At 41.5% G+C, this 13,399-nt stretch carries 13 protein-coding genes; 5 read left to right on the top strand and 8 right to left on the bottom strand.

Going from position 1 to position 13,399, the window contains the following annotated elements; genetic code table 11:
• The coding region (locus ABZB17_RS03965) for a vitamin B12 dependent-methionine synthase activation domain-containing protein (protein ID WP_372648202.1) at window positions 1-256 on the top strand (256 nt) is incomplete at its 5' end.
• Window positions 257-366: 110 nt separating this feature from the next.
• A complete protein-coding gene (gene metF, locus ABZB17_RS03960; protein WP_372648201.1) occupies window positions 367-1,320 on the top strand; it encodes a methylenetetrahydrofolate reductase [NAD(P)H] in 954 nt (317 codons plus the stop codon).
• 246 nt (window positions 1,321-1,566) lie between these two features.
• On the opposite strand, the gene ABZB17_RS03955 is transcribed toward metF, so the two are convergent.
• From ABZB17_RS03955 to ABZB17_RS03930, 6 genes are all read right to left on the bottom strand, one after another.
• Complete coding sequence (locus tag ABZB17_RS03955) at window positions 1,567-2,610, bottom strand: DUF4837 family protein (RefSeq protein ID WP_372648200.1); 1,044 nt, start codon at window positions 2,608-2,610, stop codon at window positions 1,567-1,569.
• A gap of 152 nt (window positions 2,611-2,762) precedes the next feature.
• Window positions 2,763-2,963 (bottom strand): twin-arginine translocase TatA/TatE family subunit, encoded by a 201-nt coding sequence (gene tatA, locus ABZB17_RS03950; RefSeq protein ID WP_045031189.1) that lies wholly within the window; start codon window positions 2,961-2,963, stop codon window positions 2,763-2,765.
• Window positions 2,964-3,009: 46 nt separating this feature from the next.
• On the bottom strand, window positions 3,010-4,350 hold the full coding sequence (rseP, locus tag ABZB17_RS03945) for an RIP metalloprotease RseP (RefSeq protein ID WP_372648199.1): 1,341 nt from the start codon (window positions 4,348-4,350) through the stop codon (window positions 3,010-3,012).
• Window positions 4,351-4,360: 10 nt separating this feature from the next.
• Window positions 4,361-5,521, bottom strand: coding sequence for a 1-deoxy-D-xylulose-5-phosphate reductoisomerase (locus ABZB17_RS03940; protein WP_372648198.1), 1,161 nt, complete (start codon window positions 5,519-5,521; stop codon window positions 4,361-4,363).
• A 1-nt stretch (window position 5,522) separates the two neighbouring features.
• Window positions 5,523-6,371, bottom strand: coding sequence for a M23 family metallopeptidase (locus tag ABZB17_RS03935; protein ID WP_052670985.1), 849 nt, complete (start codon window positions 6,369-6,371; stop codon window positions 5,523-5,525).
• Window positions 6,372-6,479: 108 nt separating this feature from the next.
• The gene (locus tag ABZB17_RS03930) at window positions 6,480-7,484 is read right to left on the bottom strand and encodes a GyrI-like domain-containing protein (protein ID WP_372648197.1); all 1,005 of its coding nucleotides are present in this window, start codon (window positions 7,482-7,484) and stop codon (window positions 6,480-6,482) included.
• A 229-nt stretch (window positions 7,485-7,713) separates the two neighbouring features.
• Between ABZB17_RS03930 and ABZB17_RS03925 the strand changes: the two genes are divergently transcribed.
• From ABZB17_RS03925 to ABZB17_RS03915, 3 genes are all read left to right on the top strand, one after another.
• Window positions 7,714-9,867, top strand: a complete 2,154-nt coding sequence (locus ABZB17_RS03925; protein WP_372648196.1) for a S46 family peptidase — start codon at window positions 7,714-7,716, stop codon at window positions 9,865-9,867.
• A gap of 165 nt (window positions 9,868-10,032) precedes the next feature.
• Window positions 10,033-10,494, top strand: a complete 462-nt coding sequence (gene rnhA / locus ABZB17_RS03920; protein ID WP_372648195.1) for a ribonuclease HI — start codon at window positions 10,033-10,035, stop codon at window positions 10,492-10,494.
• A gap of 6 nt (window positions 10,495-10,500) precedes the next feature.
• Entirely contained in the window at window positions 10,501-11,457 is a 957-nt protein-coding gene (locus tag ABZB17_RS03915) for a phosphatidylserine decarboxylase (protein ID WP_372648193.1), read from the top strand.
• Window positions 11,458-11,526: 69 nt separating this feature from the next.
• Here the strand turns inward: ABZB17_RS03915 and ABZB17_RS03910 are convergent, their stop codons facing one another.
• Together ABZB17_RS03910 and ABZB17_RS03905 are read right to left on the bottom strand one after the other, a co-directional pair.
• The gene (locus ABZB17_RS03910; RefSeq protein ID WP_372648192.1) at window positions 11,527-12,138 is read right to left on the bottom strand and encodes a ribonuclease HII; all 612 of its coding nucleotides are present in this window, start codon (window positions 12,136-12,138) and stop codon (window positions 11,527-11,529) included.
• 68 nt (window positions 12,139-12,206) lie between these two features.
• Window positions 12,207-13,331 (bottom strand): glycosyltransferase family 4 protein, encoded by a 1,125-nt coding sequence (locus ABZB17_RS03905; RefSeq protein WP_372648190.1) that lies wholly within the window; start codon window positions 13,329-13,331, stop codon window positions 12,207-12,209.
• Window positions 13,332-13,399: the final 68 nt, after the last annotated feature.

The following is a 13,399-nucleotide window of genomic DNA, read 5'->3' as shown; positions in this document are numbered from 1 at the left end:
GGCTTGTCCGGAACACGCTGAAAAAGAGAATCTGTTTCAACTGTTAGATGCTGAGAAGATTGGCATTTCGCTTACCGAGCATTTTGCAATGTATCCGAATGCATCGGTTTCTGGACAGTACTTCGTGCATCCTGAATCGCGCTATTTCAGTCTCGAAAAAGTGGGAAAAGACCAGGTTGAGGATTATGCGAAACGTAAAAATGTATCGGTAGAATTTGTTGAGAAGTTCTTGCCAACAAACCTGAATTATAAGTAAAAACCTGTGTTCATTTTAAAAAACCGTCATTTATTTTTCAATTTGAAGTTTATTCAGACGATCAGGTACGAAATTGATAAATTTGCATCAGCAAAACAGACTAAAATCACATGAAAGTTATAGACACCATAAATCAGGCAAAGAAAACCGTTTTTTCTTTTGAACTGTTGCCGCCATTAAAGGGCAACGATGTTTCGCGCCTGCATAAAACGATTGAAAGCTTAACCGAGTTCGATCCGAAATACATTAACATTACTACCCACCGCGACGAGATTGAATTTAAAGAACTCGCCGATGGAAGCATTGTGAAACAAACAGTACGCAAACGCCCGGGAACAGTTGCTATTGCTGCCGATATTCAGCACAAATATGGCATTCCGGTGGTTCCGCATATTTTATGCGGCGGTTTTACAAAGAGTGAAACAGAACACGTACTTATCGATCTTAACTTTTTGGGAATTAATAACGTTCTGGCGTTGCGCGGCGACGGGTTAAAAAACCAACATGTTTTTCAACCCACCGAGAATGGCCACTCAAATGCCAACGAATTGGTTAAACAAATTAAAGATCTTGGAAAAGGTATTTACCTGGATGCGGACCTGAAGAACAATAAACCACTTGATTTTTGTATTGGTGTTGCCGGTTATCCGGAGAAGCATTTTGAAGCGCCGAACATGGAGCAAGACATGGCTTACCTGAAACAAAAGGTAGACGAAGGAGCCGATTACATTGTAACCCAAATGTTTTTCGACAACCAAGTATACTACGATTTTGTGGACAGATGCCGTGCAATGGGAATTACTGTTCCGATTATTCCGGGTATTAAGCCTATCAACCTGAAAAACCAGCTGACGGTGCTTCCAAAAATCTTTAGCATCGACCTGCCTCAGGAGTTGTCAAAAGAGTTGACAAAGTGCAAAAACAACGATGACGCACGCCGTGTAGGAACAGAGTGGGCCATTTACCAATCGAAGGATTTGGTTGCGCACAACGTTCCATCGTTACACATTTATACTTATGGAATTTCGGATAATGTAAGTGAGATTGTTAAAGCTGCTTTTTAAGCAGAAATGATGATATAAAAAAAGCAGGCTGGAAATCGATTTCCAGCCTGCTTTTTTAAAAAGTATTGCTCAATTACAGTCTTTCTAAAACATCCTCCGGCTTCCTTCGTCAGCCACCTCCTTTAAAAGGAGGATTGACAATATTCCTCGTAAGTGGTTATATAAGAATTCCCCTTTGAAGTGGAAAAGAAGGGGATGAAAGTTATTACTCCGCTGAAAAACTATAGTTTCTATCTTAATTTTCGACTATCCTTCCACCTGAATTTCAATATCCTGCTGATTTAATTTATCGTTATCAGCCTGGTTATTTAGCTTTAACGAATAAATCATTGCCTCCACCTGGCGTAACAGGTTGCGTTTATCTTTACCCGGAGCATATACAAAACCAAATGCGTTTAATACACGCTGGTTCGATGCGTCTAACTCCGAAAGAGCCACGTAAGGACCACCCATAAAATCATTCTCAACACGCCATAAACCGCGCATTTCGGATGCGTAATTTCCATTGTGCTTAATTACATTATTGATCTGGTCGATGCGTTTTTCTGTCGACATATAACTTCCGTCGGTTGGGCCCGGAACGTATCTTTTTAGTAAGCTGTCGCGAATTGGCAACTGGTAATCAACGGTAAAAGCGCTATCGGAAACGTACGGATACGAATAAATCACAATTCCCTGTGTAATTTCAGGCGAATCGAACTGTACCCACAAAAAATCCTTCTTCTTTTCCATGATCCGGAAACCCGGTGGCACTTTCATGGTTGCATTAAACTCGGTATTCAGCGTATTAAATACGGCCTTTTCGTAGGTGTTTTTATAATTCATTGTTATACGCTCTTTCTCGGCCTGCACAAAATAGGAGAGTATTCTGTCCTTGTTTTCGTTGAAGATCTTTTCAAACTCGTCGGCATTTTTTGCACGAATTTGTATGGTTGCCTGCGGATAAGCCCACACATCGTCGGTGAATTTAATTCCACTCTCATCAACATTGGTAGAAATAGTAGTTTGTACAACGTTTCGGGTCGATCTGAAAATATCTTTAAAAGCTTCGTGCGGAACGTTAATCAAATCGAAAAGCGGCTCTTCCTGCGGCAAGCCTGCATGCGGTTGCGCAAGTGTTTCGCGAAGAACTTCTCCGGGTTTACCATTCCACGAATCTTTAGATATTACTACAACCATTTCACCGGCTTTCCCGGTAATATTTTTGTACATAACAGTTGAATCGGAATCGCAGCCGGCAAAAATTGCGGCAACGAGTACCAGAAAAACAAGGTGGCTAATACGTTTCATATAATCAGTTTTTTGGATTTCTAACATAAATAACAAAAACCTTACCAGACTGTTAACCTACAACATGGTGCAATAAAAGGCTATTGGATGAAATACAAAAAATCCCGTATCTGAGCTACAGAACGGGATTTGAATATCTATTTCGATATTAATTACTTGTCGATTTTTTCGCTTTCCGGTTTTGTATCCTCAGCATCGTCCTCTTTTGTGGCTTGTTTAAATTCCTTCATTCCTTTTCCCAGCCCTTTCATCAATTCCGGAATTTTACGACCACCAAACAGAAGTAAAACAATAATTAAGATGATTATTATTTCCTGAGGTCCGATAAATCCTGCAACTACAAATAAATTCATATACTAATAAGTTAATTGGTTCAACAACAAAAATAGTTTTTTTTCATTAAAATGTACCGTTAATCATTTTAATTATATCGTTGGCATTAGCATAAAGTACCAAAGCCAAAAGTAATACCATTCCGGCAATTTGTGCATACTCAAGGAATTTTTCTCCGGGCTTTCGTCCGGTAATCATTTCGCCAAACAAGAACATTACGTGTCCGCCATCCAATGCAGGAATTGGCAAAAGGTTCATAATGGCCAAAATAATAGAAATAAAGGCTGTCATATCCCAGAAATGTGCCCAGTCCCAGGAAGATGAAAAGATGTTACCGATGGTTGCAAATCCACCCAGCGACTCGTATGCTTTTGTTTCTTTTTTGAAAAACAACTTAAACTGCTTCAGATAATTACCGGTAGTTTGAACACCACGATCGATACCTGCAGGAATTGATTCAAGAAAACCATATTTTATGGTTTTGAACTCGAACATATCTTCAGGATTATTAAAGGCAGCATTAAAGCCCATTTTCCCGTCTTCGTTCACTGTCAGCGTTTTAGTCATTTCCTGACCATCGCGGGTAATATCGATAGCAATTTCCTCACCTTTCTTTGATTCCAGGTAGTTGGTAAACTGATCGTAATACTCAAACGATCGTCCATCAACATTTCCCAAAATATCGCCAATCTGGAGACCGGCCTGTTGTGCGGGTAAATCTTTTGCCAAACGTCCGATCTGAATATCGTATGGAACACGCTCTTCCCAAATACCTTTACTCTTTAGCAATAGCGCCAGATCCTCTCCTGTGATCTCCACATCCACTTTCTGTCCGTTGCGCTCTACCTGAACGGTTTTTGCTCCATCTAAAACAATGGTTGGTACAATTTTGCTGAATTGCTCGATGTATTCATTGTCAACGGTAAGAATTTTATCGCCGGTTCTAAAACCAATCTGCTCGCCGGTTTCGTTAACAACAATGCCGTATTTTACATTCTCGGTTGGCAGGTATTGTTGACCCCATGCATAAAGTACTCCAATGTAGATTACGATTGCAAACAGGAAATTCATTAACACACCACCCACCATAATAAGCAAACGCTGCCAGGCCGGTTTTGCCCTAAATTCATAGGGTTGTGGTGGTAGTTTCATCGCTTCTTTGTCCATCGACTCATCGATCATCCCCGAAATTTTCACATAACCACCAAGGGGTAACCACCCAATTCCGTATTCGGTTTCGCCCTTCTTTATTTTAAAAAGCGAGAACCACGGATTAAAAAAGAGGTAAAATTTTTCTACCCGGGTTTTAAATAAACGGGCAAACATAAAGTGGCCGGCCTCGTGCAAAACCACTAATATTGACAGACTTAAGAGTAATTGTGCTGTTTTAATTAATATCGACTCCATTAAATTCCTTCTAAATTTTGTTTTCTGTTAACAACTGTGCCACTGTTCTTGTTTCGTTGTTGGTCTCAATTAAATCATTGAGTGTTGGCTGATTTACAAAATCAACCTTGTTCATGGCTTGTTCTATTATTTCGGGCATTTGTAAAAAGCTGATTTTTCGTTTCAAAAATGCCTCAACAACAATTTCGTTTGCAGCATTCAAAATACAGGGCATATTTCCGCCTTTCTCCATTGCCGCAAAAGCGAGTGCAAGGTTACGAAAAATTTCTGTATTTGGCTGCTCAAAATGCAAAGACGGGTAATCTAAAAAGTTGAACCGCGGGAAGTTATTTTTAATTCGGTTCGGAAATCCCATGGCATATTGTATGGGTAACTTCATGTCGGGCAGTCCCATTTGTGCTTTCATCGAACCATCTTCAAACTGAACGATGGAATGAATGATGGACTCGGGATGAACAATAACATCGATTTTTGAAGCCGGCAAACCAAAAAGCCAGTGTGCCTCAATTACCTCGAAACCTTTGTTCATCAGCGTGGCCGAATCGATAGTGATTTTTGCGCCCATATCCCAGTTGGGGTGCGCCAGGGCATCATCAACCGTAACATGTTGTAATTCAGCGAGTGTTTTACCACGAAACGGCCCTCCGGAGCAAGTAAGGTAAATTTTTTCAATCGGATTCATAAACTCGCCAACCAAACACTGGAAGATGGCTGAATGCTCGGAATCAACCGGCAGCAGGTCAACCTGTTTTTCGCGGGCAGCTTTTGTTATGATCTCGCCGGCAACAACCAGCGTTTCTTTATTTGCCAACGCAATTGGTTTTCCCGCCTTAACCGCATTATAGGTTGGAAGCAATCCCGAATAACCCACCATGGCCGTTAGTACCATATCAATGGTATCCATTTCCGCCACCTGGTTTAATGCTTCTTCTCCGGCATAAACTTTTATATCTTCATCCTCAAGAGCGCCAGAAACCAGCCGGTAGTTGTCCTTGTTGGCGATAACCACCACATTGGGCTGAAATTTTTTTGCCTGCTGAATGAGCAGCTCCACGCTGTTATTCGCTGTTAAAACCTCAACTTCAAACAATTCAGGATTTTGCTCAATCACCTCAAGCGCCTGGGTTCCTATGGATCCGGTAGATCCAAGAATTGCTATTTTCTTCTTCATCTTAAAAGTCAATGTACTGTTCCGGATCAAGTGCGGTTCCATCGTGCCACAACTCAAAATGCAGGTGCGGCCCACTTGATAATTCTCCTGTATTTCCGATAATGGCAACGGCCTCCCCGGCTTTTACTGTCTGTCCGGTTTTCTTCAATAATTCGGCATTGTGTTTATACACCGAAACCAAATTGGCTTCGTGCTGAATGTAGGCTACATAACCTGTTTCGAGTGTCCAGCCGGCAAAGATCACCGTTCCGTCTAACACCGACGAAATACGGGCATTGGGCTCACTCACCAAATCAACACCAAAATGATCGGGTGTATTTTTAAAATGTTGCGATACAACACCTTTTACCGGCACAAAAAAGTGTACCTGGCTGAGTTGTGTAACATCGGTATTATTGTTTCGAATGGATAGACTCAACTGTTCGGCCAGCAATTTATCCTGAAAAACAGAATCGTGATTGTACTGCTTAAATTCTACCTCGTCTGTCTCAATATCGGCTGCGGTCATTTGATCATCCTCCGGTACTTCGCCCGACATTATGGCCTGAATACCCTTAAAAAACTGATCGCGTTTTGCCAATTCCTGTTCCAGTGAATCAACAACCAAAGCATTACGCACCAACATTTGCCGGTACTCTGCTTTTGGGTAACCCGGAATATATTCGCGTAAGCCGGTAGTTGCAATCAGCAAAATTACGAGTATTACCAAAACTGCCGATGTTAAACTGGTTACAGTAAACACTTTCAGCCGCGAAAGCTTCATGCTCCACACCGACTGAAACGTGGTATCGTTGTAAATAATTAACCGGTATTGATTTTTTAGTTTATCAAAAAACTTCTTCTCTTCCACTCCCCAAAAAATTTTTAAGGCTACAAATTTAGTAAGAATTGAGACATAGCCCTGCCGTTTAGGTATTTTTAACCAATTGATTTAGAACTAAAAGAAATTAGGTTTTGTCTATTGTTCAACAGGATAGCAAATTCGGGTGATCCATTTTGCCGGATCAGGTTCCTGCTGCGGATCTGTAAGGTATATTTCCAGGGGTGCACTTGCCAGGTTAAAACCATGTGCTTCTAACCACTTTTGCACAGCTTCATGTCCTTCCTGCAAATTGCTGTAATCGCCATAAAAATCGAGGCAGGCACAGGTTGTTGCGGGGAAAACAGCCACTTTTACAAGCTTGTTTCCTTCAACGTCAGCGTCAATCGGGATACAACATTCAAGGTCTATATTTTCTTCATCCATCAGGTGGTACAGGGCAAAAGGCATTCCGGCCATTTCAATTTCCTTTTGCGCCAGAAAACTGCTTATTTCGCTGTACATTTCGCTCATATCGCGGCTAACTTCAATAAAAGGTAAGGTTGCACGAATGCCGGCATATTTCATTTCCGGTACTTCGTCAAGCAGTATTACTTGTTCGTTCTCCTTCTCAATCACCTGGCAAAGTGCTTTTAATTTAACCAGTCCATTGTCAAAATCGGTTGCCATACTTTTATTCATCAGCAGCCCGATCCAACGTGCAAAAGGGTTATTACCAACATCATATGTTAGTGTCCAGTTTACGGTGGTTCCTTCGTTTTTATCTGCTAACGAAAAACTGCTTAAAGCTTCTCCCCGCTCCATAAAATCGAGCGAAACGGTTACTTTGCTTAAGGGGACCGCCTCAATAATTTCAATGGTTGCACCACTGCCTTCTTTGGTTTCATTTCTCAGAATATAACCTCCACCAACACCTACTCCGTGGTTAATGTATTCTACACTCATATTTTCGCCCATTCGTTTCCATGGCGACCAATTATCCCACTGGTGCAAATCAATTAGTTGTGCATACACGGTTTTTGCAGGGGCCTGAATATCGGCACTCCGCTCAACTACTACTGTTTTGGGTAAAAAGTACGCAACGGCAACAAACAACGCTCCCCACAACAAAACCCACATAATAATTCTGGCAAATCGGCTCATAACAAGTTTTTAATTTCAATATAGTGCAATTCATGTAATTCAAACAGCATTTCAAATACAAATGTCAAAACCGGACCAAAATTTACAGGAAAGTTAAAACTACTGCTTCGGATTACTGAATTGCATTAATCTGTGTGGTCTTTCTGTTAAAGAGATTTAAATCACGTTAACAAGTATTTTGAAAAACTATATTTGCACAAATTTTTTGAAAAGAACAATTAATAACATGATGAGAAAATTTAATCTTATTCTGCTTTTATCGATCTTCATGATTGGCTCGGCAGTTGCAAAAGAAGGAATGTGGCTTCCTTCACTTATTCACAAACTGAACATTAAAACCATGCAAGATATGGGCTGCGAATTGAGTGCTGAAGATATATACAGCATCAATCAATCGAGCCTTAAAGATGCGATTGTTGCACTCGACCGCGGATCGTGTACTGCTGAAGTAATTTCAAAAGACGGTTTGCTTTTAACCAACCACCACTGTGGTTTTGGCGAAATTCAGCAACATTCGAGTGTTGAACACGATTATCTGCAGGATGGTTTTTGGGCCCGTTCAAAAGAAGAAGAACTTCCGAACCCGGGCAAAACAGTTACTTTCCTTATTTCGGTTGAAGATGTAACGGCTAAGGTTTTGGCCGACATTACCGACGAAATGAGCGAAAGCGAAAGAAACGACAAAATCGACCAGGTAGTTCGTCAGCTGGAAAGAGAAGCAAAAGGCGACTCGCACTACGAAGTTTACATCAGAGACTTTTTTAAAGCCAATCAATACTTCCTGTTTATTACCGAAACATTTAAAGATGTTCGTTTGGTAGGAGCACCTCCGCAAGCATTGGGTAAATTTGGTGGCGACACCGACAACTGGATGTGGCCACGCCATACCAACGATTTTTCGATGTTCCGCGTGTACTGCGCTCCCGACGGAACTCCTGCAGAATACTCGGAAGACAATGTGCCTTACCAGCCAAAACACCACCTGCCAATTTCGCTTAAAGGTGTTGACGAAGGCGACTTTGCTATGGTATTTGGCTACCCTGGAAGCACCAACCGTTACAAAACATCGTGGGGAATTGACTACACCATGAAAGTAACAAACACTGCCCGTATATTGGTTCGTGAGAAAAAACTGGACATAATTGCCAACTATATGGCTACCAGCCAAAAAGCAAAAATCCAGTATGCATCGAAACACGCACGCAGCGCCAACTACTACAAAAATGCAATTGGCCAAAACGAAGCATTGACAAAACTGGGCATTATTGCACAAAAACAGGAATTGGAAAAAGAATTTACCAATTGGGTAAATGCCAATGCCGACAGAAAAGCAAAATACGGAGAAGCACTTCCATTAATTGAAGGATCGTACGAAAATGTAGAGGCAGAAAAAGCAATGGAATTTGCTGCCGAGGCATTGTTACGCGGACCGGAGATTTTTATGTTCGCTTACAGCACCAGCCAATTGGCCGATCTGTTAGAGAAACCGGAAGAAAACAAAGACAAAATTGAAGCTTTTGCCGGCCGACTTAAAGAAAACCTGGACGGATTCTACAAAGATTACGATGCTGCTACCGACGAAAAAATTGTTGCTGCACTGATGAAAATTTATGCCGAAAACATTTCGTCAAGCTATTACCCGTCTTTCTTTGCTGAAATTCAGAACAAATACAAAGGTGATTACGCTAAGTACACCGAAAAAATGTTTAAAAAATCGATTTTCGACAACCAGGAAGAGTTAACTGCTTTCCTCGAAAATCCTTCGTTAAAAACACTGCAGAAAGACATGGTTTTCCAGGCAGCTGTTGACATTTTTGATATGTACCGCGCCACATCGATGAGTTTAAGAGAAGGTGACGAAAAGCTGCTAAAAGGAAGAAGGTTGTTTGTTGCCGGTTTGATGGAAATGCAGCCTGACAAGAAATTCTACCCGGATGCCAACTCAACCATGCGTTTAACTTACGGAACCGTAATGCCATACGATCCGCGCGATGGCGTAACGTACAAATACTACACAACAACTGATGGTTACCTGGAAAAAGAAATTCCGGGCGATTACGAATTCGACGTTCCAAAACGAATGAAAGAACTGTTGTTGGATGAAAACTTTGGTCAGTATGCTGACGAAGATGGTAAACTTCGTTCTTGTTTTATCACCGATAACGACATCACTGGCGGAAACTCGGGAAGTCCTGTTATTAACGGAAAAGGCGAGCTGATCGGTATTGCTTTCGACGGAAACTGGGAAGCTATGAGTGGCGACCTTGATTTTGAAGAAAACCTGCAACGTTGTATTAACGTTGACATCCGTTTTGTACTTTGGGTAGTTGACATCTATGCCGGCGCTCAAAACCTGATCGATGAAATGACAATTATTCGCTAAGCGAATTCAAGATATCCAACGAAAACCTCGTCAATTTTGGCGGGGTTTTTTGTTTATCAGATATGAGATTATGAGTATTGAGCAATGAGACAAACAAAAACAAAGTTTGTTTATTAAAAAGAATACTCACTACTTTGTACTTTTAATCTCACTACTATAAATAAAATGGCTCGTCCAAAAATTACAATATATACCGATGGTGCAGCACGCGGAAATCCGGGAAACGGAGGCTACGGAATTGTGATGCTTTCCGGTCCTCACCGCAAAGAACTTTCGGAAGGGTTTAAACATACCACCAATAACCGGATGGAGTTGCTGGCGGTAATTGTAGCATTGGAATCGCTGAAGATTGAAGGCTGCGATGTTACCGTTTACACCGACTCGAAATATGTTGCCGACGCGGTTGAAAAAGGATGGGTGTTTAATTGGGTGAAGAAACGTTTTAAAGGCAAAAAAAATCCCGACCTTTGGATGCGTTTTCTCGAAATCTACAAAAAGCATGTAGTTAAATTTGTTTGGGTGAAAGGCCATGCCAACAACCCACTTAACGAACGTTGCGACGAACTGGCCGTTGAAGCATCGATGAAGCCGAATCTTTTAGTTGACGAAGGTTATAAACCGGAATAATTTGAAATGAAACGTCTAAGTTTGGTCCTGCTTCTTTTTACTTTTATTTCATGCCAAAAAGAAGTGGAGCCGGATAACAAAATGGAAACCATAAAATATATAGAAAGAGCAAGCGGGGAAGTTAAAACCGAAAATGTTCCCGGCGAAGGAATGCTGAAATGGTTGTACGCATCGGGAAGCGGGAAAGCTGCCCTGAATCTGTTGTTTAAACGCAAAATTGTTTCGGCAATGGGCGGCTGGTATATGAATTCCAGGCTTTCGGCTAAACGTATCCCGAAATTTGTTAACGAGCACCGCATTAATTTAAACGAATGCGAAATCAGCGATATTCAGCATTTCAGATGCTTTAATGACTTTTTCTATCGCCAACTAAAACCGGAAGCCCGCCCTCTGGAAGAAGGTGTTGTTTCTCCGGCAGATGGTAAAATTCTGACCTTTCAAGCGATGAAGGATATTCCGTCGTTTTTTATTAAGGGTTCTGAATTTAACCTGCAGACTTTCCTTGGCGATGAAAGTCTGGCACAGAAATACGAAGCAGGTGCAATGGCCATTGTTCGTTTGGCCCCGGCCGATTATCACCGTTATCATTTCCCGGCATCGGGAAAAGCGTCTGAATCGCATAAAATTAATGGCCACTATTTTTCGGTTTCGCCATTTGCCTTGCGTGGCAGCCTGAAAATTTTCTGCCAAAACAAACGCGAACACTGTACGCTTTCAACCGAAGAGTGTGGAGATATTCTAATCGTGGATGTTGGCGCCACCATGGTGGGAAGCATTATTCAAACATACACCGCAAACAGCAAGGTGAATAAAGGAGACGAAAAAGGCTACTTTGCTTTTGGCGGCTCAACACTGATTTTGCTGTTCGAAAAAGGAACGATCACATTTGATGCCGACCTGATTGAAAACACAAAAAAAGGCATGGAAACCACCGTTAAGGTTGGCGAAAGAATTGCTAATTAAGGATTAGTGATGGCATGACTTAAAGTCATACTATCACTTTCTTAGACAAAGCAAAAGTATTGCAATCGACTATAAATCAAGTGACAGTTGTTCATCAAGCAAACGAAATGTCATTCGGTGGTATTTGCTGGCTCCGTGTTCTTTTATTGCCGCCCGGTGTTTTTTTGTTGGGTAACCTTTGTTCTTATCCCAATCGTAATATGGATACTCCTTGTGGATTTCGGCCATGTAATCGTCGCGATAAGTTTTGGCCAGGATTGATGCTGCGGCAATGGAATAAAACCGTCCATCGCCCTTTATCATGCAGGTGTATGGGATTTTGCTTTTTGTACGGAAGCGGTTACCATCTATCAGCAAATGTTCAGGGACAGTTGCCAACTTTTCTACCGCCCTGTTCATCGCTAAAAAAGAGGCATTCAGAATATTTACCTCATCAATTTCCTTGTTGTCGACCGCAACCACTGCCCAGGCCAGCGCCTGTTCTTCAATCAGCGGACGTAAGTGGTAACGTTGTTTTTCGCTTAGTTTTTTTGAATCGTTTAACAGTTCATTTTCAAAGTTAGCCGGAAGAATTACCGCTGCAGCAAATACCGGTCCGGCCAGGCAGCCTCGTCCGGCCTCATCGCAACCGGCTTCAATTGTATTCTCGTTGTAAAAAGAAAGTAGTTTTTGTTTCTCCATGAAAACGGGCAAATTGTTAAATTGCTAAACTATCAAATTGTTAAACTGCTCACTGCGACTGAAAACTGTTACTGTAAACTCTTTTCAACACTCATCCAAAGCAAACGTGCTGTTTCGTCCCAGCTAAACTTATTTTTCTGTTGAAAACCTTTTTCCACCAGCTTGGTGCGCAAATCAGGATCTTCGTGCAACTTAATCATTGCATCGGTTATCTGATCGATTTTTAGCGGATCGGCATAAACTACAGCATTGCCACCAACCTCGGGAATAGATGTTGTATTGGAGCATATTACCGGAACACCAGCACTCATGGCCTCCACCACCGGAATTCCAAAACCTTCGAAAAACGGTACAAAAGTAAGTGCCAGTGCTGCCCCGAAGATGTCGTGCAAATCGGCCGTTGTTACACGCCCCGTAAACACTACATCATCTTTGTGACGCATATTTTCGTAGGTTTCAAAAATATCGCCTGTTTTATGCATTTCTCCCCCAACAATTACCAGTTTTGTTGTAGTGTTAACCACACTTTTAAACGCATCGAAAGCCTTTAGCAAGCCACAAACATTCTTTCGCGGATGTAAAGCGCCAACAAACAGAAAATATTCTGCACCATTTGTAAACATATTACGCACCTCCATTTTTTCGCTTTCAGATAGGGGCTCAAAAATCTGGTTAATACCGTCGTAAACCACATCAATTTTGTCGTAATCGACTTTAAACGAACGCGTAATATCTTCTTTCGAATAAAACGACACCGTGGCAATCCGTTTCGCCAGTCGGGCAAATTTTGGGAAATAATAATTGTAGTATTTTGCTTTCAGCCAGGGAAGATCATCAGGTCGGTGCACAAAGTTTATGTCGTGAATTACACCCAACTGCGGCACTTTGGTGCGTTGCGACAGGTAACCGTCGGGCGACAGAAAAAGATCTGCTTTGTATTTTTTCAGGATTGCCGGGATTCGGAATTCAAACCAAAGGTACCACAAAAACGCATGGCGTGTTGGCGGCCCAATAACTACCGGAGTAACATTTTCGGCAAAAATATAATCCTTGCTGTATGGCCTGTCGAATATAAAAATAAACTCATGCTCAGGATGATTGATCGTCATCCGTTTTAGCGTTTCATAAGTAAACCAGCCTATTCCCTCAAGCTTCCCCTTTATTAATAAACGAGTATTTACGGCAATAACCATAAGTGCTGTCGATTTTTCGTAAATGTACAAAGTCTGTTCAAATATTTGTTACTTTTAAGTATTCAAAT

It is taken from the genome of Draconibacterium sp. (genome assembly GCF_041583095.1).
GTDB lineage: Bacteria > Bacteroidota > Bacteroidia > Bacteroidales > Prolixibacteraceae > Draconibacterium.
The sequence above is the reverse complement of the archived record's forward strand: the minus strand, read 5'-3'. Positions and strand labels throughout refer to the sequence as shown.